Origin of the sequence: Nonomuraea recticatena (genome assembly GCF_039533245.1) — a bacterium.
GTDB lineage: Bacteria > Actinomycetota > Actinomycetes > Streptosporangiales > Streptosporangiaceae > Nonomuraea > Nonomuraea roseola.
Genome location: NZ_BAAATE010000004.1, coordinates 123,099 through 146,806 on the forward strand (window position 1 = coordinate 123,099; position 23,708 = coordinate 146,806).

At 70.5% G+C, this 23,708-nt stretch carries 19 protein-coding genes; 10 read left to right on the top strand and 9 right to left on the bottom strand.

Going from position 1 to position 23,708, the window contains the following annotated elements; translation table 11 throughout:
• Nucleotides 1-7: 7 nt before the first annotated feature.
• Nucleotides 8-1,078: a succinyldiaminopimelate transaminase gene (dapC, locus tag ABFX50_RS09530; RefSeq protein WP_346145106.1), complete on the bottom strand. Its 1,071-nt coding sequence runs from the start codon at nt 1,076-1,078 to the stop codon at nt 8-10.
• Between the two features lie 3 nt (nt 1,079-1,081).
• The gene (gene fdxA, locus ABFX50_RS09535; RefSeq protein ID WP_068901325.1) at nt 1,082-1,408 is read right to left on the bottom strand and encodes a ferredoxin; all 327 of its coding nucleotides are present in this window, start codon (nt 1,406-1,408) and stop codon (nt 1,082-1,084) included.
• Nucleotides 1,409-1,492: 84 nt separating this feature from the next.
• Between fdxA and ABFX50_RS51295 the strand changes: the two genes are divergently transcribed.
• From ABFX50_RS51295 to ABFX50_RS09570, 8 genes are all read left to right on the top strand, one after another.
• On the top strand, nt 1,493-1,714 hold the full coding sequence (locus ABFX50_RS51295) for a putative acetyltransferase (protein WP_425567862.1): 222 nt from the start codon (nt 1,493-1,495) through the stop codon (nt 1,712-1,714).
• 17 nt (nt 1,715-1,731) lie between these two features.
• Entirely contained in the window at nt 1,732-2,778 is a 1,047-nt protein-coding gene (locus ABFX50_RS09540) for an ABC transporter substrate-binding protein (protein ID WP_346145109.1), read from the top strand.
• Nucleotides 2,779-2,885: 107 nt separating this feature from the next.
• Entirely contained in the window at nt 2,886-3,641 is a 756-nt protein-coding gene (locus ABFX50_RS09545; protein ID WP_183655536.1) for a class I SAM-dependent methyltransferase, read from the top strand.
• Between the two features lie 225 nt (nt 3,642-3,866).
• On the top strand, nt 3,867-6,377 hold the full coding sequence (locus ABFX50_RS09550) for a hypothetical protein (protein WP_346145111.1): 2,511 nt from the start codon (nt 3,867-3,869) through the stop codon (nt 6,375-6,377).
• A gap of 4 nt (nt 6,378-6,381) precedes the next feature.
• Nucleotides 6,382-8,187: a UvrD-helicase domain-containing protein gene (locus ABFX50_RS09555; RefSeq protein WP_346145113.1), complete on the top strand. Its 1,806-nt coding sequence runs from the start codon at nt 6,382-6,384 to the stop codon at nt 8,185-8,187.
• Nucleotides 8,188-8,238: 51 nt separating this feature from the next.
• Entirely contained in the window at nt 8,239-10,053 is a 1,815-nt protein-coding gene (locus tag ABFX50_RS09560; RefSeq protein ID WP_346145115.1) for a sigma factor-like helix-turn-helix DNA-binding protein, read from the top strand.
• 39 nt (nt 10,054-10,092) lie between these two features.
• The gene (gene cysS, locus ABFX50_RS09565) at nt 10,093-11,460 is read left to right on the top strand and encodes a cysteine--tRNA ligase (protein WP_346145117.1); all 1,368 of its coding nucleotides are present in this window, start codon (nt 10,093-10,095) and stop codon (nt 11,458-11,460) included.
• 119 nt (nt 11,461-11,579) lie between these two features.
• A complete protein-coding gene (locus tag ABFX50_RS09570; RefSeq protein WP_346145118.1) occupies nt 11,580-14,096 on the top strand; it encodes a penicillin acylase family protein in 2,517 nt (838 codons plus the stop codon).
• Between the two features lie 17 nt (nt 14,097-14,113).
• Here ABFX50_RS09570 and ABFX50_RS09575 read toward each other — a convergent pair whose 3' ends face one another.
• Both ABFX50_RS09575 and ABFX50_RS09580 read right to left on the bottom strand, forming a co-directional pair.
• Nucleotides 14,114-15,049, bottom strand: coding sequence for an MBL fold metallo-hydrolase (locus ABFX50_RS09575; protein WP_346145120.1), 936 nt, complete (start codon nt 15,047-15,049; stop codon nt 14,114-14,116).
• Between the two features lie 24 nt (nt 15,050-15,073).
• Nucleotides 15,074-15,523 (bottom strand): hypothetical protein, encoded by a 450-nt coding sequence (locus ABFX50_RS09580; protein WP_346145122.1) that lies wholly within the window; start codon nt 15,521-15,523, stop codon nt 15,074-15,076.
• 75 nt (nt 15,524-15,598) lie between these two features.
• Between ABFX50_RS09580 and ABFX50_RS09585 the strand changes: the two genes are divergently transcribed.
• Nucleotides 15,599-16,522, top strand: coding sequence for a hypothetical protein (locus ABFX50_RS09585; protein ID WP_346145124.1), 924 nt, complete (start codon nt 15,599-15,601; stop codon nt 16,520-16,522).
• 68 nt (nt 16,523-16,590) lie between these two features.
• On the opposite strand, the gene ABFX50_RS09590 is transcribed toward ABFX50_RS09585, so the two are convergent.
• On the bottom strand, nt 16,591-17,019 hold the full coding sequence (locus ABFX50_RS09590) for a DUF6113 family protein (RefSeq protein WP_346145125.1): 429 nt from the start codon (nt 17,017-17,019) through the stop codon (nt 16,591-16,593).
• An 11-nt stretch (nt 17,020-17,030) separates the two neighbouring features.
• A complete protein-coding gene (gene mshB, locus ABFX50_RS09595) occupies nt 17,031-17,936 on the bottom strand; it encodes an N-acetyl-1-D-myo-inositol-2-amino-2-deoxy-alpha-D-glucopyranoside deacetylase (protein WP_346145127.1) in 906 nt (301 codons plus the stop codon).
• Nucleotides 17,937-18,040: 104 nt separating this feature from the next.
• On the opposite strand from mshB, the gene ABFX50_RS09600 reads away from it, so the two are divergent.
• Complete coding sequence (locus tag ABFX50_RS09600) at nt 18,041-20,107, top strand: S9 family peptidase (RefSeq protein ID WP_346145129.1); 2,067 nt, start codon at nt 18,041-18,043, stop codon at nt 20,105-20,107.
• 238 nt (nt 20,108-20,345) lie between these two features.
• On the opposite strand, the gene ABFX50_RS09605 is transcribed toward ABFX50_RS09600, so the two are convergent.
• The 3 genes from ABFX50_RS09605 to ABFX50_RS09615 are packed head-to-tail and all read right to left on the bottom strand — an operon-like array spanning nt 20,346 to nt 23,611.
• Entirely contained in the window at nt 20,346-21,815 is a 1,470-nt protein-coding gene (locus ABFX50_RS09605) for an AAA family ATPase (RefSeq protein ID WP_346145131.1), read from the bottom strand.
• A gap of 48 nt (nt 21,816-21,863) precedes the next feature.
• Entirely contained in the window at nt 21,864-22,511 is a 648-nt protein-coding gene (locus ABFX50_RS09610; RefSeq protein ID WP_346145133.1) for a response regulator, read from the bottom strand.
• Entirely contained in the window at nt 22,508-23,611 is a 1,104-nt protein-coding gene (locus tag ABFX50_RS09615) for a sensor histidine kinase (RefSeq protein WP_346145135.1), read from the bottom strand. The genes ABFX50_RS09610 and ABFX50_RS09615 overlap by 4 nt, the downstream gene beginning before the upstream one ends.
• Nucleotides 23,612-23,708: the final 97 nt, after the last annotated feature.

The window sequence follows — 23,708 nt, forward strand, 5'->3', positions numbered from 1 at the left end:
CGGGATCCTACTGGAGGCGGCGCACCGCCGCACCGATGCGTTCGTCGGTGGCCGTCACAGCGATCCGAATATGGCTACGACCTGCGGATCCGTAGAACTCGCCGGGTGCGACCAAAATCCCGATTTCGGAAAGGCGTCGTACCTGATCCCAGCAGTCGCCGCCGTCGGAGGCCCACAGGTACAGGCCCGCCGTCGAGTGGTCGATGCGCCAGCCCGCCTTCTCCAGCGCGGGACGCAGCACCTCGCGCCGGGCCGCGTAGAGCTCGCGCTGTGCGTCGGCGTGGGTGTCGTCGCCGAGGGCGACGGTCATCGCCGTCTGCACCGGCTGAGGCATGATCATTCCGGCGTGCTTGCGGATCTCGAGCAGCCTCGCGACCAGCGCGGGGTCACCCGCGACGAACCCCGCCCTGTATCCGGCCAGGTTCGAGCGCTTGGACAGCGAGTGCACCGCGAGCAGCCCCTCGTGGGAGCCGCCGCAGACATCGGGGTGCAGGATCGAGATCGGCTCTTCCTCCCAGCCGAGCTCGATGTAGCACTCGTCGGAGGCCACGATCGCGCCGCGCTCGCGCGCCCAGGAGACGACCTTGCGCAGGTGCTCGGCGGGGAGCACCTTGCCCGTGGGGTTGGAGGGCGAGTTGACCCAGACGAGGTCGACCCGCGCGGGGCCGAGCGTGAGCAGCCCGTCAGCGGCCACCGTCTCGGCTCCGGCCATGCGGGCGCCGACGTCGTAGGTGGGATAGGCCAGCTCGGGGAAGACCACCTGCTTGGCGCCGAGCAGCGTCGGCAGCCAGGCCACGAACTCCTTCGACCCGATCAGCGGCAGCACCGCCCGCTCGTCGACGGTGACGCCGTGCCTGCGGCGCAGCCATCCAGCCGCCGAGGCGCGCAGTTCGGCGGTTCCGTACGTCAGCGGATAGCCGGGGCTGTCGGCAGCCCCGGCCAGCGCCTCCTGCACGATCCGCGGCACGGGATCGACGGGGGTGCCGACCGACAGGTCGACGATGCCGTCAGGATGCGCCTGGGCGCGCTCCTTGTACGGCACCAGCCGGTCCCATGGAAAGTCCGGCAGATTGTGCACCTGTCAGTGCTCCTCGGCCTGCGGCGGCAGAGCGGCGACGACCGGGTGGTCCTTCTCGATCTTGCCGACCTTCGAGGCGCCACCGGGCGAGCCCAGGTCCTCGAAGAAGTCCACGTTGGCCTTGTAGAAGTCCTTCCACTGCTCGGGAAGGTCGTCCTCGTAGAAGATCGCCTCTACAGGGCATACGGGCTCACACGCACCGCAGTCCACGCACTCGTCGGGGTGGATGTAAAGCATGCGCTCGCCCTCGTAGATGCAATCGACGGGGCACTCCTCGATGCACGCCTTGTCAAGGACGTCCACGCAAGGCTGCGCGATGACGTACGTCACGTCGAGCTCCTTCATAGACCGCGGTTTTCTACGCCCTAGTATTGCCGGGTCAGCCAAGTGTCGGAAACGGAGGGTGGCAAACTTGTGGCCGCTCGCCTTGAGATCGCCATCACAACCTCGGACATAGGGGCACGCGTCACCACTCGTAGAAGAGTGCCAGGCGGCTTCAGCGACGCGGTAGGCGTGCTCGAATCGTGGGACGGCGGCACCCTCACGGTGCGCAAACGCGACGGCAGCCTCGTGGAGATCTCCGAGGAGCATTTGGTGGCCGCGAAAGTCGTGCCTCCTCGACCTGGGCGAACGTAACCGCGAGTATCTGTAGCGTGACCGTACGCACCTGTGCCGCCATCGCCGCCGTTCTCGTCAGCGCGGGATGCGCCGCTTCGACCACGGAGGAAAAGCCGCCCGCTCCCGTCAACGCGAAGGCCGCCTCCATGCAAGCCGGTTTCACGAGCATGGACAGGCTCGCGGAGGCCGCGAAGAAGGAGGGCGAGCTCAACGTCATCGCCCTGCCCCGCGACTGGGTCAACTACGGCGAGATCATCGACACCTTCGCCGACAAGTACGACATCAAGGTCAACCAGCTGGAACCCGGTGCCAGCAGCCGGCGTCAGATGGAGGCCGCCGCCCAGCTCAAGCCTGACGTCTTCGACCTCAGCCTCGAGGTGGCCGTGGCCAACGCGCCGCGCTTCGCCCCCTACAAGGTCCAGGGCTGGCACGACCTGCCCGACCACGTGAAGGACAGGAACGGCGCCTGGTACGCGGGTTACGGCGGCTACATGTCGCTCGGCTACGACTCGGCCAAGGTCAAGGCCCCGGCCTCCTTCGCCGACCTGCTGAAGCCCGGCTACACCGTGGCCCTGCCAGGAGACCCGCGCCAGACCGCCGCCGCGTTCAGCGGCATCATGGCCGCCTCCCTGCAGAACGGCGTGCCCCAGGTGCAGCGCGGCGTCGAGCTGTTCACCAAGCTCAAGAAGGAGGGCAAGCTCGCCGAGCCCCCCGCGGCCAACGTCGTCGTCGACTGGGACCACCTCAACGCCGAGCGCGCCGCCGAGCCCGGCACGTCGTGGAAGGTGACGATCCCCAAGGGCTCGCCGCTGGGCGCGTACTACGTGCAGGCGATCAACAAGGACGCCCCGCACCCGGCGGCGGCCAGGCTGTGGCAGGAGTTCATCTTCTCCGACGAGGGCCAGAACCTCTACCTCAAGGGTTACGCCAGGCCCGCGCGCGGCGAGGCGATGCTCATGAAGGGCACGCTCGACACCGAGACCGCGGCTCGCCTGCCTGCGCCTCCCGGGCCTCCGGTGCTGCTCACGATCCCGCAGACCGACACGGCGAAGACGTACGTCAACAAGCATTGGGCCGGGTGAGACAAGTGTGCCCGGTGTGACTGATATGTCGTAGAGACATTCAGCCCCTAGAGTTGTTGTCCCACTACGGGGGGAGCTGATCGGTCTTGCGATACGACACACCGAGCATGACGCGGTGGAACGCTCGCGCCTATGACAGCAGCTTCGGCTATGTCTCGCCGCAGGGCGCTCCCCTTGTCGACCTGCTGGATCCGCAGCCGGGCGAGCACGTGCTCGACCTCGGCTGCGGCACCGGCGTGCTGACCGCCGAGATCGCCGCCAGGGGGGCGCGCGTCCTCGGCATCGACGGCTCGACCGCGATGATCGAGAAGGCGCTCGCCCAGTACCCCGGCATCGACTTCATCATCGGCGACGGCCACGACTTCAGCGTCGTCCAGGCCTATGACGCCGTCTTCTCCAACGCCGCGCTCCACTGGATGAGCCGCGACCCCCGCACCGTGATCGCCAACGTCCGCGAGGCCCTGCGGCCCGGCGGCCGCTTCGTGGCCGAGATGGGCGGGGCGGGCAACTGCGCGGAACTGACCGCCGCGCTCTCCACCGCATGGCGCGAGTACGGCCTGCGCGAGCCCGAGCTGCCCTGGTACTTCCCGACGCCCGCCGAGCACTCCAGGCTGCTGGAGGAGGAGGGCTTCGTCGTCAGGCTGCTGGAGAACTTCGACAGGCCCACGCCTCTCGACGAGTGCCCAGGAGGGGCGGCCGACTGGGTGCGCATGTACGCGGGATCCCTGCTCGAAGGGCTGCCCGCCGATCTGGCGGACGCCCTTCTGCGACGGGTCAACGAGCTCGCCGCCCCCGCGCTCCGCAGGGAGACCGGGTGGATGGCTGACTACGTGCGGCTACGCTTCGCCGCCGTCCGGCGCTGATGCGTACTCCATGATGCACAGGGCTGTTTTGCGCGGCTATGGTCTGTTCCGTGGCGGCAAGAGTATGGCTGCGCCGCGACAGCGGCGTGAGGGGCTGGTGAACGGAACAGGATGAACTTCTGCCTGAGCGACCTCGTACCACCCTTGAGGTGGAGCGACGCGGCCGCGATCACACTGCTCCATGGTCAGCCGCATTTGCCGGAGGCCTGGTGGCGGAGCCTGCCCGTGCCACGGGTGCTGGCCGCCATCGGGCCTGAGTCCCTGGGCGAGCTGCTGACGGAGATCGCGCTGGAGCACTGGCCGGCGGCTGCCGTGGGCGACGTGCTGCCCGCGTTGCACGTGCTGGACCCCGACGAGGCGGACGAGCCGCACGTCGCGATCGCCCTCGACAGGGCGGGGTCGTGGCCAGGGCTGCTGGCGCTGAGCAGCCGCGAGCTGATGGACCAGCCGTTCGTGAGGGCCCGTCCGGTGCTCAACACCCTCTTCGCGGCCGTTTTCGTACGGCTGGCGCCCGGCGCTCCCGTCGAGGAGCGTCGCGCCGAGACGCCGCCCACGGCCGACGCGGTGGCCGAGCAGGCGGACGTCCTCGTGTCGGAGCCCGTCGAGCCGCACGCCGACGCCCCTGAGCCCGCACCGATCGAGGAGCCGGAACCTGTCGCGGATCCCGAACCTGTGGCGGAGCCCGACCCTGTCGCGGAGCCTGAGCCTGTGGCGGAGCCCGCACCGATCGCGGCACCGGTACCCGCCGCGGAGCCCGAGCCGATCGAGGAGCCGGAACCGGTCGCCGAGCCCGAGCCGCTGGGAGAGCCCGAGCCGGTCGCGACGCCCGAGCCGGTCGCCGAGCCCGGGCCGGTCGCAAGCCACGAGTCGGTGGCGGCGGCACACCCCGTCGAGCACGAGGCCCCCTATCGCGGCCTGTTCGAGACGCCCGCCGAGAGCGCGCCCGTCGAGTACGGACCCGTTGTCGAGCGGGAGCCGGTCGACGAGTACGAGCCCGTTGTCGAGCGGGAGCCGGTCGACGAGTACGAGCCCGTTGTCGAGCGGGAGCCGGTCGTCGAGGAGCGGGCCCCGGTGTCGCAGGGGTGGGACGCCTTCCAGTCCCTCCCGCCCGCGCACAGGGAGGCCGAGGAGCGCGAGGAGTCCGGCACCTACGAAGCGCAGGGCGACCTCCACACAGGACCCGACGCGGAGGAGCGCGAGGAAGCGGCAGCGCACGCGGCCGAACCCGCGCCCACGGCCGAGCCCGAGCACGGGGCCGAGCCCGCGCAGGCGGACGAGCACCACCAGGAGCACGGGGCCGAGCCCGAGCGGGCGGACGAACACCGCCACGAGCCGGTGGACGAGCACCAGCACGCGGACGAGCACCACCAGGAGCAGCACGCGGAGGCGACAGGCCACGCGGAGGCGGCAGCCTACGAGGACGAGCGCGAGAGCGAACTCGAGGCCCCCGCGCCGTCCTTCGCGGCGGACGTCGCCCAGGAACCGGTGGCGGCGCAGGCCGCGTCGGACGAGCCTGACCTGCACGCGCTCATCGAGGCCTCCTTCGCGGGGCTCGACGACAAGACCTGGGCCGTGGCGCAGAACCGTGTCTTCACCGACACCCCCTCGGCCGTCGAGCAGCTGGCCAAGCTGTTCGCCGTGTCCAAGGAGGAGATCGTCTCCGTCGAGGCCGCGCTGCGCCAGCGGTTGCAGCGCTGGCTGGCGGCGGAGGAGACGGCGCCCTACCGGGCCCACCTGGAGGAGCTGCGCGCGCGGCTGGGAGGGGACCCGCCGAAGGAGCTGCTGATCGGCGCCGCCGCCTGGCACGGCAAGGAGATCCGCGCCCTCGACGTGCCCGCCTGGCAGTTCGTGCACGCCACGATGGCGGCGCTGGTCCGCGTCCCCGACCTCGCGCCACCGCCGTCGGCGCCGACCCCGCCGGGGCCACCCCCTTCGGCCCCACCGCCCCCGCCGCAGCCGCTCTTCCAGGCACCCCCTCCGGGCCACGAGCCGCCCTTCGCGGCGTCCCCTCTGAGCCACGAGCCGCCCTTCGCGGCGCCCCCTGCGGGTCACGAGCCGCCCTTCGCGGCGCCTCCTCTTGGCCACGAGCCGCCTTTTCAGGCGCCCCCTCCGGGTCAGGAGCCGCCCTTCCAGGCGCCCGCGAACCAGCCGTCCTTCCACGCTCCGCTGCAGCCGCCCGCGCCGGAGCCCGGCGACGCCAACGGCAACGGCAAGCCGTACCAGGGATTCAAGGACGTCTCGCTCACCAAGCGCTGCTTCCGCCAGCCCGACGGCCGCTGGTGGCTGCGGATCGACATGACCGCCGAGCAACTGGCCACCGGGGAGTGCGCGCTGCCCAGCGGGTTCGCCGCCTACCTCGGCCTGACCCCCGGCTCGAGCTGGACGGTCAGGAGCGCGGCAGGAGAGCTGATGATGAGCTGGCACGGCAGGCCCTCCATCAGCCAGATGGGCAGGCTGCTCGCCGACGTCGGCGCGAGGGAGGGCGGCCACCTGTTCATCACGCTGTCCAAGGAAGGCGTGCTGCGGGCCAAACACCTGCCGGTCGCCACGCCCGGCGCCAGTAAGATCTCCAAGGCGCTGCGCCTGGCCGACTACACCGGCCTGAGCAGCGCCATCGAACACGCCGCCAGAATCATCGCCATAAGGATTGGCATGTCGGGCAACGTCAGTCTCGAGGACTTGAAGACCAGGCTCCGTGAACGCGGAGACCGCGACCTGTTCGAACTGTTGGACTGAGCCCGTGCCGCGGCTCGCGATCGCCCCTGACTTCCCCAGGGAACTCAGCGCTCTGGCCCCGCCTGCGCGCGGGGAGGTCATGGCCGCGCTGCCCGCCCTTCTGTCGCACGTCCCCGCCCCCGAGGGGGTGGGGACGCTGCGGATGGCCGAGGGCCACCTGGCCGTCGTCGTACGGCAGGGCGAGGTCTCGTGGCTGCTGACCCTGTTGCCCGACGCCGAGGCCGAGGCCTACGCCAGGCGGCACGCCTTCAGCGTCAACCCGGTCATCGGGGTGGTCGAGCAGTGGGACGCCGAGGCGCTGGGCAGGGTCGAGCACGCCCTGCGCCGTTCGGCGGGCCAGGCGAGGCTGTTCGAGCCGGTCAGCGACACCGACCTGCTGAGCCTCGGCATCGACCTCGCGCTGCTGCCGCTGATCAGGCTGATCGGCAACGAGGCTGACGTCGAGGCGCTCGAGGCGCTGCTGCCGCCCACGCAGTACCTCCCGCTCTCGGTGATGGCCAGGGGCGGCTCGCTGCCCGAGGCGTGGAGGGAGCTCGACTCCCGCCGCACCTCGTGGGACCCTCCCGAGCCGATCGACACCTCCGACCTGTACGCGGCGCTGCTCCGAAGCCCCGACAGGGCGGTGTTCGCCGCCACGGACGACGAGCTGGACCGCATCGTCACCGCGCCGGACTGGTGCGTCTTCCTGCACCCTCCGCAGCACCGGCTGGCGCGCGCCGACCACTACGAGCACCCGGTGCTCGTCACGGGCGGCGCCGGCACCGGCAAGACCCTCATCGCGCTGCACAGGGCCGCCCACCTGGCCGGGCACGGCAACGGGCCCGTCCTGCTGGTGACCTTCTCGCAGAGCCTGGCCACCGAGCTGTCGGCGAAGCTCGACCTCCTCATCGAGGACCAGGCCGTCCGCAAGCGCATCGACGTCTGCAACGTCGACAGGCTGGCGATCAGGATCGTGGCCGACGTGGAGGGGCGGCAGCCCACTCTCGTCGGCGCGGGGGCCCGCTCGCTGACCGAGCTGACCGACGAGGCGCTGCGGCTGCTCACCAGGGCCACGGGTGACCTGCTCGACGACGTGCTGAGCTTCGGCGAGCCCGGGCGCAAGCCGTACAGGCACATCGTGGTGGACGAGGCGCAGGACGTCAGCCCCGCGCAGTGGCGGCTGCTGCGCGCGGCGGTGCCGCGCGCGCCCGACGACCTGTTCGTGGTCGGCGACCCGCACCAGCGCATCACCGACCACCGCATCTCCCTGGGCGCGGTCGGCATCCATGCCGTCCAGCACGGCCTGAGCATCTCCTACAGGCTGCCGCACGAGCTGCTCTCCTTCGGGGTGCGGCTGCGCGGCGGCGGCCCGACGCTCGGCCTGGTCAAGGGGGTGCAGGAGCTGCGCGGCTTCCGCAGCACGCGCCACGGCGAGCGGCCGACGGTCAGGGCCTACGACACGCCCGAGGCCGAGCTGGCCGGGCTGGTGAACACCATCGAGTCGTGGCGGGAGGAGGGCGTGCCCACCACGGAGATCGCCGTGGCCGCGCGTACGACACGCCTGGTCAAGGCGGCCAAGGAGGCGTTGCGCCGCGCCAGGCAGGAGGTGCGGGTGACCACCCTGCACGGCCTGAAGGGCCTGGAGTTCGACAACGTCGCGCTCGTCGGGATCGCCGAGGGTGTGGTGCCCGAGCCGCTACCCTCTGACCCCGGTGACAGGGCGCGGGTGCTACAACGTGAGCGCGGGCTGCTCTACGTTGCCTGTACGCGGGCCAGGTCCGTGCTCTACGTTTCCCATTCCGGAAGAGGTAGCCCTTTTCTGTCGTCCTAATCACATAGTCTCTGAACTGCGGATATCTTTCCCTTTGCCGGTTGGACCCCAATGAATCTCAGCCTGAGCGACCTCGCGCCACCCCTGCGCTGGACGTCTCCCGTCCAGATCGCACCGCTCGCGGACGATCCTCAGCTGCCCGAAGCCTGGTGGCAGTCGATCCCGCTGGACCGCGCGTGCGCCGTCATCGGTGCCCAGGCCGTCGCAGGACGCCTCGCCGACCTCGCCGTCGCCTCCTGGGGACATCTGCAGCTCGGCGACATCCTGCCCTTGCTGAGGTTCTCCGACCCCGCGGAGAGCGAGCGGACGCCTGAGGGACTCGGCCGCGACGTGGTCCACAAGCTGTTCAGCGGCGTCTTCGAGCGGCTGCTCGAGCCTGTCGCCGAGGTCAGGGCCGTCCCGCTGCCCCAGCTGGTCGACGAGGTGTTCGTCGCGCTCGACGAGCGCCAGCGGACGATCGCGCGTGACCGCGTCTACGCCGAGCAGCGGGCCACGCTCGACGAGCTGGCGCAGCGCTTCTCCGTGACGAGGGAGCGGATCAGGCAGATCGAGCGCGACCTGCGCGACCACGTGGAGGCCTGGCTCGCCTCGGTGTCCGCTGGGCCGCTGCTGGCGCACGTGACGTGGCTGCGCGGGCGGCTCGGCTCCGCCGTACCCGCCGAGGAGCTGGCGGAGGCGGTGCCGTGGCACCGTACGGAGCTGGTGTCGCTCGGCATCCCCGTGTGGCGGTTCGTGCGGTCCCTGCTGACCGGCTACGAGCAGGCGGACGGGTGGCTGATCGCCGGCGGCGCCGACGAGCTGAGGGAGAAGACCAGGCAGCTGTTCACCGAGGGGCCGAGGCTCGTCGCCGAGGCCGTCGCCATGACCGCACAGCTCGGCGTCCGCGAGGACGTGGCCGAGCGGTGGCTGACCGCGGTGCCGCAGCTGCGGGTCTTCGACGGGCATGTCATGCTCTGGCCGCGCAGCGTCAACGAGAAGGCAGAGGCGGTGCTGTCCGTCGCGGGAGCGCCGCTCACCCCCGAGGAGATCCAGGAGCGGATCGGCGAGGACTACAGCCTGGTCGGCATCCGCAACCAGCTCACGGCCGACGCGCGCTTCCGCAGGGTCGACAGGAACAAGTACGGCCTGGCGCGCTGGGGCGGCGAGGAGTACCTGGGCATCAGGGAGATGATCGCCAGGGAGATCGAGCGAGCCGGCGGCGAGGCCTCGGTCAACACCATCGTCACCAACCTGACCTCCCGCTACGACGTGAGTGAGAGCTCGGTGCGGGCCTACTCGGGCGGCCCTGGCTTCGAGCGGTCGCAGCGTGGCTGGATCAGGGTGGCGGCCCCCGACCAGCCCGGCTACCAGCCGCGCAAGGACGTCTCGGAGACGCGGCGCTCCTTCAAGTCACGTGACGGGCGCTGGTGGCACAGGGTGGACGTCAACGCCGAGCACCTGCGCGGCTCGGGCTCCCCGCTCCCGACGGGCTTCGCCGCGCATCTCGGGATGGCGCCCGGCGGCTCGCTGACCGCCTCCGCGCCTTCGGGCGACGTGGTGATCTCCTGGCACAACCAGCCGACCATGGGCTCGATCAGGAACGTGCTGGCGGAGTTCAACGCCTCCGAGGGCGACCACGTGTTCCTCACGGTGTCCGACGGGGGCGAGCTGCTGACGCGCTTCCTGCCCGCGGCCCAGCCCGCGCTGCGGCCCCTCAACAGGGCGCTGCACCTGATCGGGTACACGGCTCCCGTCGACTCCGAGGCCGAGGGCCTGCGCCTGATCGGGGCCAGGGTGGGGCTGCCCGAGACCGCCACGCGCGAGGAGGTGCTGACCCGCCTGCGGGAGCGCGGTGACCGCGACATCCTGGCCTTCCTGGGCGAGTAGTCGCTTTCCGGCGGCAGGGCGCCGGATTAGGCTCGGTTCATGTTGAGGATCTACGACACGCGCACCAGGCAGGTCGAGGACATCCCCCAGGCGCGAGCCCTGCGGATGTACACCTGCGGTCCGACCGTCTACCGGTACGCGCACGTCGGGAACCTGCGCTCGTACCTGCTGTCCGACCTCATCAGGAGGATCCTCGAACGTCAGCGTGTCCGCATGGTCGTCTGCCAGAACATCACCGACGTCGGCCACCTGGTCGACGACGCGGAGTTCGGCGAGGACAAGATCGCCGCTCAGGCGCGCGAGGAGGGCAGGTCCACCCTCGACATCGCCAGGTTCTACGAGGACGCCTTCCGCCGCGACACCGCCGCGCTGAACCTGCGCCCGCCCGAGCACACCCCTCGCGCCACCGAGGCGATCGACCTCATGATCGAGCTGATCGCCAAGCTGATCGAGAAGGGCCACGCCTACACCGTCCCCGACGGCTCGGTCTTCTTCGCCGCCGAGTCCTTCCCCTCCTACGGGGAGATCTCAGGCAACAGGCTCGACGCGCTCAAGCCCGGGCACAGGGTGGAGGGCGTCGACCCGCGCAAGCGCTTCCACGCCGACTGGGCGCTGTGGAAGCACTCGCACCGCGAGCTGGCATGGGACACCCCGTGGGGAGGGCGCGGCTTCCCCGGCTGGCACGTCGAGTGCTCGGCCATGTCGCTGCGCTACCTCGGCGAGCACATCGATATCCACACCGGCGGCATCGACCTGCGCTTCCCCCACCACGAGGACGAGCGCGCCCAGTCCGACAGCGCCGCGGGACACGAGGTCGTGCGGCGCTGGGTGCACGGGGAGCACCTGCTGTTCGACGGGCGCAAGATGGCCAAGTCGACGGGCAACGTCGTGCTCCTCGCCGACGTGGCCGACGAGGGGCTCGATCCGCTGGCCGTACGGCTGGCCTTCATGGAGCACCGTTACCGCCATCAGATGAACCTGACCTGGGACACCCTGCGGGCGGCCGACCGCACGCTGCGCCGGTGGCGGGCCAGGGTCGCCGAGTGGGCGGAGTCGCCGTCCGCGCCGCTCGACCAGACGGCCGTACGCCAGGCCGAGGCCGCCTTCGACGACGACATCGACACCCCGGCGGCCCTCAGGGTGCTGAGGGAGCTCGAACGCGACGAGTCGGTGGCGCCGGGGTCGAAGTTCGAGTCCTTCCTCCACCTCGACCACGTGCTGGGTCTCGACCTCTCCTCGGAGATCGGCAGGGTGCGCGTCCTGCCGGCGGGCGCCGCCGAGCTCCTGGAGCAGCGCGCCCGCGCCAGGCAGGAATGCGACTGGGCCGCGGCCGACCGGCTTCGCGACGACCTGGCCGCGCTCGGTGTGAAGGTCGCCGACACCCCCGACGGCCAGACCTGGACCTGACGCGCGACCTCCCTCGGCCTTCCATGATCGTGTTCTGACGGTTACCACGAGTAATGGCTGTCCAGACAGCGATGCAGGGCTGCGACACTTGGTGCGAAGCAGGTCAGAGGGAGGTTTTCGTGAGGATCAGGCCCTATGCGTGGTTGCCGTGGCCGCTGCGTTGGCTGGCACGGGTAGTGACCGTGCTCCTGGCCCTGGCACTGGTCCTCGCGGCCGTCGGCGTGTGGATCGCGCGGCAGTCCTTCCCCCAGCTGGACGGAGTGATCAAGCTCGCGGGGCTGTCCTCGAAGGTGGAGGTCTACCGCGACACGTGGGGCATTCCGCAGATCTACGCCGACACCTCGGAAGACCTGTTCATGGCGCAGGGCTACGTCCACGCCCAGGACCGCTTCTGGGAGATGGACTTCCGCCGGCACGTCACCTCGGGCCGCCTGTCGGAGCTGTTCGGCAAGGCGACGCTGACCGAGGACAAGGTCATCCGCACGATGGGCTGGCGCGAGGTGGCCCAGCAGGAGCTGGCGACGCTCACCGACCGCACCAGGCGCTATCTCGACGCCTACGCCAAGGGTGTCAACGCCTGGCTCGCCGAGCACCCGAACGCCTCGGCCAGGAGCCTGGAGTACTCGGTGCTCAAGCTGCAGAACTCCGGCTACGTGCCCGAGCCTTGGACTGCGCTCGACTCGGTGACCTGGCTCAAGGCCATGGCGTGGGACCTGCGCTCCAACCTCTCCGACGAGATCTCCAGGGCGCTGGCGGCCACCAGGCTGCCGAGGGAGCGCGTGGACCAGCTCTATCCCGGCTACCCGTTCGACAGGAACCCCTCGATCGTGACCCAGGGGACGGTCACCGACCAGCGCTTCGACCAGCAGGCGGAGCCGAGGCTGGGCGAGGACGCCGCCGCCACCCTCACCAAGGCTGCTGAGGCGCTGAGCAGGGTCCCCGACCTCATGGGCACCGAGGAGCACGACGGCATCGGGTCGAACTCGTGGGTGGTCTCGGGAGAGCACACCACGACGGGCAAACCCCTGCTCGCCAACGACCCGCACCTGTCGGCGCAGATGCCGTCGGTCTGGTACCAGGCGGGACTGCACTGCCGCACCAAGTCCGACAAGTGCGGCTATGACGTGACAGGGTTTACCTTCTCCGGCGTCCCCGGCGTGATCATCGGGCACAACGACAAGATCGCGTGGGGATTCACCAACCTCGGCCCCGACGTCGCGGACCTCTTCCTCGAGCAGGTCAAGGGCGACACCTACCTCTACAGGGGGCAGTGGGCCAGGCTGGAGACCAGGAACGTCCAGATCAAGGTCGCCGGCGGCGCGCCGGTCACCCTCACGGTGCGCAAGACCAGGCACGGGCCGCTGATCAACGAGGTGATGGGGAGCGTCAAGCCCTCGGGAGGGGCGAACGCCGTCGCCCTGCAGTGGACCGCGCTCTCCCCCGGCACCGCGGCCGAGGCCATCTTCGAGCTCAACGCGGCGGGCGACTGGCACGAGTTCCGCGCCGCCGCCTCGCTGTTCGACGTGCCCGCCCAGAACCTGGTGTTCGCCGACACCCAGGGCCACATCGGCTACCAGGCGCCAGGGCGCATCCCGGTGCGCGCCAAGGGCGACGGCACCTGGCCGGTGCCCGGCTGGACTGGCGAGTACGAGTGGAAGACCGCGCCCATCCCCTACGACCAGCTGCCCAGCGTCGCCGACCCCGCCGACGGCTTCGTGGTGACGGCCAACAACGCGGTCATCGACCCGGGCCGCTACCGGCCCCTGCTCACCAAGGACTGGTCGTACGGCTACCGCGCCAAGCGCATCGTCGAACGCGTCCAGCAGGCCATCAAGTCCGGCAAGATCGACGCCGAGACCATGAGCCGCATCCAGCAGGACTCCCACAACGGCCTGGCCGAGTTACTGGTCCCCGCCCTGCTCCAGGTCGAGCTCGCCGGGCCCAGCGCCCGGGCGCAGGGGCTGCTGCGCGGCTGGGACGGCTCCCAGGGCCTCGACTCGGCCCCCGCCGCCTACTTCAACGCGGTCTGGCGGCACCTGCTCATCGCCGCCTTCAACGACGACCTGCCCGAGGGCGCCAGGCCCACGGGCGGCGACCGCTGGTACGAGGTCGTGCGAAGCCTGCTCGCGGCTCCCGTCGACCCCTTCTGGGACGACGTCACCACCAAGGGCTTCACCGAGACCCGCGACGACATCCTGCGCAGCGCCATGGCCGACGCCCACCACGAGCTGGCGGGGCTGCTGGGAGAGGACGTCAAGGCCTGGCGATGGGGCGACCTGCACCAGCTCACGCTGACCAACCAGACGTTCGGCACCTCGGGCATCGGCCCGATCGAGGCGCTGTTCAACCGCGGGCCCTTCGGCTCGCCGGGCAACAAGGACGCCGTCAACGCCACGGGCTGGAACATCCAGGACGACTACGCCATCACCGCCGTCCCCTCCATGCGCATGGTCATCGACCTCGCCGACCTCGACAGATCCCGCTGGATCAACCTCACCGGCGCCTCGGGCCACGCCTTCCACGACAACTACTGGGACCAGGCGCCCCTCTGGGCGAACGGGGAGACGACGCCGATGAACTCCAAGCCCGACTCCATCAGGAAGGCGGCGGTGAACACCCTGACCCTCACACCCTGACCCTCATGCCGTGACCCTCACACTGTGAGCGGGCGCGACTCGCCCACCGCGAGGTCCCACAGGTCGGCGCGCGGCAGGCCGCGCGCCTCCCACTCCGCGCGCGCCAGCAGCACCGGCTCGAGCAGCGGCTCGCCCGACAGCACGAACGTGCCCCAGTGCATGGTCGCCATGCGCCGCGCGCCCACGTCCAGGCACGCCTGTACGGCTTCCGCGGGGTTGACGTGGTTGCCCTTGGTGAACCAGCGGGGCTCGTAGGCGCCGACCGGCATCAGGGCCAGGTCGAGGCCGGGGAAGCGATCGCCGATCTCGGCCAGGCGCGGCCCGTAGGCGGTGTCGCCGGCGAAGTAGATCGACTTGTTGATCACCCACCCGCCCCACAGGGACCTGCACGTGTCCCAGATCGTGCGGCGGCTCCAGTGGTGCGCCGGCACGAAGTCGAAACTCACCCCGCCCAGCGTCGCGCCCTCCCACCAGTCCAGCTCGGTGACATGGCGAAAGCCCCGCCTGGTGAACCAGCGGCCGAGGTTGGCCGGCGCGAAGATGGGCGTGGTCCTGGGCAGCCGCCTGATCGTGGGGGCGTCGAGGTGGTCGTAGTGGTTGTGGCTGATCACCACCGCGTCGATCCTCGGCAGGTCGCTCCAGGCCACGCCAGGCGGGGTGAGGCGCTGCCGTACACCGGGGATCTTGCGGGACCACACGGGGTCGGTGAGGATGGTCAGCCCCTCGACCTGGAGCACGTAGGTCGCGTGCCCCACCCAGGTGACCACCGTGCCCGTGAGCTGGGGCAGACCGCCCCTGAGCACCGGAATCTGGTCGATGTCGCCGATGTTGGTGCGCAGCCCGCCATGCCAGGCGACGCTCACCAGCTCACGGAAGGCGGGAAGCGGCGCAGTCAGCCGGTCCCTGAAGGACGCCGGCCTGGCGGGGGCGCTCCGCTGGATGGTCTGAGACATAGGCACGCTCCCCTACGTAACGGATCACTCACCCTTGATGATCCCCTCAGGGAGCGTTCTATTCCTCCGCCACCATGGCGATTTGCGTGGATACCCGCCGTCTTCGAGCCCGGCGAGCCGTTCGAAGGGGTTGTAGGCCGCCTGGTTGCCGCAGATGAGCATCGACACGGCGAGCGAGACCAGATAGAGCGGCAGCATCGGCAGGCCGACGCACCAGGCCCACTGAGTCGCGTGGCGGCTCTCGTGGTCGAGGAGCCTGCCGGTGAGGTAGCCGTCGGGATGCTTGGTCACGACGACGTTCCCGACGGTGAAGGCGCCCGCCACGGGGAAGGCGTAGCGGTAACCGTAGGCCAGAATGAGGCCGTCAGGGCCGTTCGTTCTGCGCGCCCCGCCCATGACGGAGATCAGCAGGCCGAGCGGAGTGGACAGGTTGACGAAGTTCGCGATCCTACGGATCCGATGGCGCCTCTCCATGCGTCTCACCCTTGACCGAACTTGACAAATCGGAATAATGATCCCCGTCCTGAAATCTCCCACAAGAGCAGGATCATGAGATTCATCATTCTGGCCGCGCTCCTCTGCACCATGGCGCTCGCCACCGTAGGCGGCTTCGCCGTCACGCAGACCTCGTCCGCGACCGACACCCCCACGGCCGACAGGCTCGAGTTACCCGTCTCCACCAGCCCCTCCCCCACGCCCACACCCACCTCGAGCACCGCCAAGTACAAGGCGACGGCCAAGGTGGTGAAGAAGAAGGGCGTCTCGTACCTGGACGTCGCAGTCACGTACGGCGGGGCGGCTCGCTTCACTGTGAAGCAGAAGGTGTGCAAGGGCAAGTCCTGCAGGACGGCCTCCGCCTCGCTGCCTGTCACGACGGGAGCGGGCAAGACGTCGAAGAAGCTCGGCAAGGGGTCGTACAGGACGAGCGGCAAGCCGAGCGTCTCGCTGAAGGTCCTCCCCTGGCCCACCCGCACGATCACCGCCACGGCCACCCCCTCGGCCACCACGACGGTCACGGCGTCGGCCGCTCCCTCGGCGACGGTCACGGTCGCGACCACCACCACGGTCAACGCGACGGTCACGATCACCCAGACCCCCGCGCCTTCGGTGTCGGTCTCGACGATCACGGCCCCCGCGCCGCCTCCCGTCACGATCACGGTCACGTGCACCCCGGCCCCTGCCGGCACTCCGTCACCGCCGGCCGATCTCGCGCCGAGCGACCCCGGCACTCCCACACCGCCCGCGGACACCCCGACGTCTCCGACGCCGTCGGTCACCACCCCCGCAGCCGTCTCGACGACGCCCGGCACGACCGCCCCGGTCACCACCCCGCCCGCCGAGCTGGCTCCCACCTCCCTGCCGTGCACGACGGCGCCCGACCCCGACCCCGACCCGGATCCCGATCAGGATCCGAACGGCATGGACGCCGGCCAGGTGCCCAGCCCCACCTCACCGCCCCCGCCGACCCCGTGAACAGCGGATGACGTGAACGACGACGGCGCCGCCCTCGGGCGGCGCCGTCAGGCGTTGGGGGGCGGACTCTACGAGCCGTCAGGCGTCGGGGGCGGCGGGCCGTACGAGCCTCTCATCAGCCACGAGCCGCCCGAGGAGGGCGACATCAGGACGGCGATCACCACCGCCACCAGCCCGCCGTACAGGTAGACGAATCCGGCGATGTCGCCGGCGATCACCAGATCGCCCGCCGCCCGCTTCAGCGAGAACACCATCGAGACCAGCAGCCAGCCGATCGCCACCGCCGAGGCGCCGAGCTTGGAGCGCATCATCCTGCCCGCGAGGAGACAGAGGCCGAACAGCACCGGGACCCAGCCGATGGCCGCCGCGGGGAAGGAGGCGCCGATGTACCAGGCGTGGGTGAACCCGCCCACCACGCCGAGGACGACCCCCAGCACGACCAGCATGCCGTACGCGGCCCCGGCCAGAGCGGACTCGGCGTGGCTCCTTTGCTCCATAACGGAGGAGGTTAGTGGATGCCCGCGAACAGGTCCTTCTCAAGGGTGTAAGGCTCGCCGAGACCCCCGGCCTCACGCGGGACGCTCGGCCCTGTCTCGCCGCGCGACCCGCTGCGCAGGATGAAGTGCTCCACCCCGAACGCCTCCTGCCCGATGTTGTTGGACAGCGCGAACCACGGCGCGTCGACCATGATCTGCGTGGCGTGCGCGCGCATCGCGTCGAGCTTGTTGCCCAGGTACGGCCTGGCGTCCACCTCGGTCGTGACCTCGTCGTCCGCGGCGCCGAACGGCACATCCTCGACGTTCTCGGGGACGAAGGCGACCTCCGCCTCGGCGAGCTCCTCCGCCGTCCTGCGCATGACGGACTTGGGCACGGCGGTGTAGTAGAACTTCGCCACCCGCCACGGCTCGCCCTCGCCGTGCTCGGGATCGGCGGCCAGCTCGAAGGCCCTCCACGCCACCCTGTGCGCCTGGATGTGGTCGGGATGGCCGTAGAAGCCGTTGTCGTCGTAGGTGACCATGACCTGGGGGCGCACCTCCCTGACGACCTTCACCAGGAGGGCGGCGGCCTCGTCCACGTCGGCCTGCCAGAAGGCGTTCGGCCGGTGGTTGGAGGCGACGCCCATCATCCCGCTGTCGCGCCACCTGCCCGGGCCGCCGAGGAAGCGGTGGTCCTCGACCCCCATCGCCTTGCAGGCCGCGTCCAGCTCCCCGACGCGATGCTCGCCGAGGCTGTCGTCCCTGTCGGCGGCCAGGTGCGCCAGCTCGGGCGGGATGACCTCGCCCTCCTCGCCGAGCGTGCAGGTCACGAGCGTGACGTGGGCCCCCTCCGCGGCGTACTTGGCCATCGTCGCGCCGGTCCCGATCGTCTCGTCGTCGGGGTGGGCGTGCACGAGCAGAAGGCGTCGATCACTCATGCCCCCGAGCGTATGCCACACCCCGTCACGACCCCGACCCTGCCGTCCTCCGAGGAGTTCCGGGGCGCACGACGGAGGTGTCTCACCTGGCAAGATGGGGGGTTATGAGTGAGAGCTTCCCGCGCCTGCACGCAAGGACCCGCCGGTTCACCCTGGGTGTGCCCAGGGGCTTCACGATCTCCCCCGACGGAGCCCGCGTCCTGTTCCTGCGCACCCGGTCAGGCACCGACCCGGTCACCTGCCTGTGGGAGCTCGACACCGCCACCCATGTCGAACGCCTGGTCGTCGACCCCCGCGCCCTCGACGCCGACGAGGAGAACCTGCCGCCGGAGGAGCGCGCCCGCCGTGAGCGCAGCCGCGAGCAGGCGGGCGGCGTCGTCGCCTACACCACCGACTCCGCGGCCACCCTGGCGGCCTTCGCCCTGTCCGGCGGCCTCTACGTCACCGAGGCGGCCAAGGGCACGACCCGCAGGCTGGAGACGCCTGGCGCGGTCATCGACCCGCGCCTGTCGCCTGACGGGCGGCATGTCGCCTATGTCACGAACGGCTCGCTCCGGGTCCAGGACCTCGCCACCGGCGACGACCGGGCCCTGGCCACCCCCGAGAGCGACACCGTCACCTACGGCCTGGCCGAGTTCATCGCCGCCGAGGAGATGGACCGCCACCGCGGCTACTGGTGGTCGCCCGCCGGCGACGCCCTCCTGGTCGAGCGGGCCGACGAGGCGCCCGTCCAGACCTGGTACATCGCCGACCCCGCCAACCCCGACCGCCCTGCCGTCCCTCAGAGGTATCCGGCCGCGGGCACGCCCAACGCCCGCACCGAGCTGTTCGTCCTGGGGCTGGACGGCTCGCGCGTCGCGGTGCCGTTCGAGCACGAGTACCTCACCACCGCCTCGTGGGACTCCCACGCGCTGTCGATCGTGACCATGTCGCGCGACCAGCGGACGCGCCGCCTGTTCACCGCCGACCCCGCGACCGGCCGCTCCACGCTCGTCCGCGAGGACACCGACGAGGCCTGGGTCGAGGTCGTGACCGGCGTGCCAGGCCACCTCGACGACGGCTCACTGGTCTGGGTCGCCGACGACGAGGGCGGACGCCGCCTGTTCGTCGGCGACCGCGTCGTCACCCCGCCCACCCTCCAGGTGCGCGACGTGCTCGACATCGACCGCGACACCGTGCTGTTCAGAGCCAGCGGCGACCCCACCGAGATCCAGCTCTGGACGTGGGACGGCCACTCCCTCATGCCCGTCTCCACCGCGTCGGGCGTCTACTCGGGGCGCCTGGCAGGGGGCGTCGGGGTGCTGACCGAGCAGTCACTCGAGCGCGAAGGCGTCTCCGCCACCGTGGTCCTGCCCAGCGGCATGACGATCCCGATCCCCTCGCTGGCCGAGCGGCCGGGCCTCGACCTGCGCGTCCACCTCGGCCGCTCGGGCACCCGCGACCTGTCGACCGCCGTCGTCTTCCCCTCGTGGCACGAGCCCGGCTCGCGCAGGCTGCCCGTCCTTCTCGACCCGTACGGCGGGCCGCACGCCCAGCGCGTGCTGGCCAGCCAGGGCATGTACCTCACCAGCCAGTGGTTCGCCGAGCAGGGCTTCGCCGTCGTCGTCGCCGACGGCCGCGGCACCCCTGGACGCGGTCCCGCCTTCGAGCGGGCGGTGCTGAACGACCTGGCCACCCCTGTGCTCGACGACCAGGTGGACGCCCTTCAGGGGGTCGCCCAGCAGTACCCCGACGACCTCGACCTGTCCAAGGTCGCCATCCGCGGCTGGTCGTTCGGCGGCTACCTGGCCGCGCTCGCCGTCCTGCGCAGGCCCGACGTCTTCCACGCGGCGATCGCGGGCGCGCCGGTGACCGACTGGCGCCTGTACGACACGTGCTACACCGAGCGCTACCTCGGCGACCCGCACGCCCAGCCAGAGGTCTACGACCAGTCCTCGCTGTTCGCCGACGCGGCCAAGCTGGAGCGCCCGCTCCTGCTGATCCACGGTCTCGCCGACGACAACGTGGTCGCCGCGCACACGCTCCGCCTGTCGTCGGCCCTGCTGTCGGCAGGGCGCCCGCACACCGTCCTGCCGCTGTCGGGGGTGACCCACATGACGCCGCAGGAGGTCGTCGCCGAGAACCTGCTGCTCCTCCAGGTCGACTTCCTCAAGAAGTCCCTCGGCCTGTAGGACACTCGAACCCCACGCGCGAAAAGCAAGGCCCTCACCAAGGGGCGCTTCGCGCGTGGGATTCAGCCGTTCCCCCAGTCGGGCCGCCGACCCGACTCCCTGAGGCCCTCGCTTCGCTCGGACGCCCTTCTCAGACCCACCCGGGCGAGACACCAAGACCCCACCCAGCCCTGCACCGCTTGGACCAGCTCTGCGCACGCACCCCGCCCTCTGACTGGATGCTTCGGGCGCCAAGCCTTCAGGACCCGCCGTAGAGGCGCTCCAGGTCCACCAACTGGACGTCTTCGCGCGCTCGCGCGATCTCTTCCAGTTGTGGCATGAACCCCGCCACGCTGAACAGCAACAGCCGCGTCTCAGGCGTGGCACGCTCGTCTCTGTCCATGAGCAACGCGCGAGTCCGCTCCAACCGATCCAGGTGCGCGCGCCCGACCACGTCCCCGCTCTTCGCCTCGCCAATCGCGAGGATCTTCTCCCTACCGTCGTCCATGCGGGAGAAGGCCACGACGTCGATCTCATGACCGGTCCTGTTGGCAGGGTCGGGCAGCACGCCGGAGGCTACTCTGGTCCGTCGGCCTCCGAGGGTCGAAACGTCGGCGTACCACCGGGTCCATAGCCGAGCCAGGTGCTCGAAGTGCGGGCCGAGCACCTGGCTGCAGAAGGTTGCCTGAGATCGCTCCCAAACCTGCGCTGCCGATCCGGGCCGTTCCAGGTCGGTCCACTCAGGCCTCATGATCGCATGGTAGAAGCTGACGATCGGCTCGGTGATGCGATAGGCGGAACGCTTACCGTGGAAGGCGTCGGCTTCCCTGCAGATCAAGCCCACGTCCTCGAGCATGGTCAGGGCATGGCCCAGATCCGTCGACTTCTTTCCGAGATAGTTCGCGATCCCTCCCCGCGTGTGGTTGCCTCCAGCGACCGCCGACAGCACCCCGTGGTAGAGCGCCACATCGCGAAGTTCAGGCTCCTCCGAGAGAAGGGAGCGCCCCTCCCTGAAGAGGGGGCTTCCGGAATTGAGCACGTTGCGAATCACCCACGGGCCGAAATCCGCCCGATCCCGCGGGACGTCGCCGAGAGTGAACTCGCGCCGGTAGGCGGGAGTTCCGCCCACCACCGCATGGACGAGCAGAGCCAGAGAAGGATCGTCGAGTTCCCAAAACTCCCTGGCCAACCGGAAATCGAGGGTGGGAACCACCAACTCCAGACTGGCCCTTCCACGAAGGGGCGCGGTGCCCGCCAGTAGCGAGCCCATGAACGACAGCGCGGATCCACACAGCAGCAGACGGATCGGGGAGCCAGCTCGTTGCCCTTGCGGCCCGAGCGCCCGCTGGATGAGGGAGGGGAGCTCTGGTGATGCCTTCACGAGGTAGGGGAATTCATCGATCACCACAGGAACGGGCCGATCTGAGGCGATAAGCATGAGCGCCTGGATCGCCTCGTCCCATCGCTCGAAACGACGCGGCACCGGCTCTCCGAGGTGGTGCGCCATCGCCGTGCCGAACTGGCGGAGCGCTTCGGCTTCTGTCGCTTCGGTCGCCGCGAAGTAGAAGCCATCCGCCGCGCGGCATACCGCGTCCAGCAGGAAGGTCTTACCTTGACGGCGTCGCCCGGACACCACGCCAAGCGTCGCTTCACCGCCGTGATACTGCACGAATCGGGTCAGTTGCGACCACTCGTAGTCCCGATCGAAGATGCCGGAAGGCTTTTCCACGGTCCTATGATAACTGAACCTATTATAGGTCTACTTATTATTCATAGATTAGCAGAGATCGGCGTCGTGGACGACGATGGCGGCCTGCACCCTGTTGGTCAGGCCGAGTTTGGCCAGCACCCTGCTGACGTGCGCCTTCACCGTCGCCTCCGTCAGACGGAGCTCCCTGCCGACCTCCGCGTTCGACAGTCCCCTGGCCAGCGCCCTGATCACCTCCTCCTCCCGGCCAGTGAGCGAGGCCAGCTGCCTGCGGGCCGCCTCCGCCCGCGAAGGCGCCCTGTCCACGAAGGCCGAGATCAGCCGCTTGGTGACCGTGGGCGACAGCATGGCCTGCCCGCCCGCGACCGTCCTGACGGCCGCGGCCAGCTCGCGCGGCGGCGTGTCCTTCAGCAGGAAACCGACGGCCCCGAGGCGCAGCGCCTCGTGCACGTACTCGTCCAGGTCGAAGGTGGTCAGCATGATCAGCTTCGGTGCGTCGGGGGCGCTGAGGATCCGGGCGGCCGCGGCCAGCCCGTCGACGCCCGGCATCCGGACGTCCATGAGCACGACCTGGGGGCGGAGCCTGCCCGCCGCCGAGATCGCCTCGGCGCCGTCGCGGGCCTCGCCGACGACCACGATGTCCCCCGCCGCCTCGAGGATCAGCCGCAGGCCGGAACGGACGAGCGCCTCGTCGTCGACGATCAGTACGCGGATCACGCGGGAATCCTGGCACGCAGTTCGAAGCCGCCGTCCTCACGGTGGCCGGTGTGGAGGGTGCCCCCTACCAGTTCGACGCGTTCGCGCAGACCCACGAGTCCCCAGCCCGACTCGGGCAGGGGCGCGGCCTGCCGTACCGGAGGCTGGTTGGCGACCACCACCTCCAGCGAGGAGGGCAGGAAACGGATGGAGACGTCGGCGCTGGTCTCGCCCGCGTGCTTGTGGACGTTGGTGAGCGCCTCCTGCACCACCCGGTAGGCGGTGCGCTCGACGGTCGGGCCCAGGGAGCGGGCCTCGCCCTCGTCGTGCCTGGTGAGCGCGATGCCCAGGGCGCGTGACTGGTCCAGGAGCCCGTCGAGGTCGGCCAGCGTGGGCTGAGGAGCGCGGGGGGCGGGCAGCGAGGGCGCACGCAGGACGCCCAGCACGTCGCGCAGGTTGGTGAGGGCCTCCCTGCCGATGTCGCCGATCAGCGCCGCGGCCTGCGCCGTACGGGAGTCGGAGGTACCGACCTCCAGCGCGCCCGCGTGCATGACCATGAGCGACACCCGGTGGGCCACCACGTCGTGCATCTCGCGGGCGATGCGGGCGCGCTCCTGGGCGCGCGCCTGGTCGGCGCGCATGACCTGCTCGCGTTCGAGGCGCTCGGCGCGCTCCTGCGCGGCGGCCAGCACGTCGCGTCTGGCCCGCACCCACAGCCCGAACACCAGCGGCAGCCCGATCCCCGCCGCCCCCATGAGCGTGGCGTTGCCGAGCGTGCCGGTCAGATGCTCTCTCTGACCGCCGATCAGCGCTCCGACCCCGGCCGAGAGGGCGACGGTCACCGCGCCCATGCCCGCGTACGCCGCGATGTCGCGCCGCTCGCGCAGCCTGGTGCCCGCGTAGTAGGAGGCGACGAGCAGCGGCGGCCACATCGCGAATCCGACGTGGGCGAGCGCGCCCACGGCGGCCAGCGGCCACCAGGCGCGCGGCGCGAACCACGCGGCCGCCCCCGCCACCGCCGCGATCAGCACGAGCAGCGGGAACGGCAGGTCCGTCGCCACCCCCATCTGGCCGCTGAGCGTGGCCAGGGAGAACCCGAACACCAGGACACCAAGCACCATGTCCCCGAGCGTAGGGCCCGGCGAACCGGACGAATTACGACGAAAGTTGTAGTTTCCGACCGACGTTCGGCGCTGGGCCGACCTGCCTCGGCCGAAC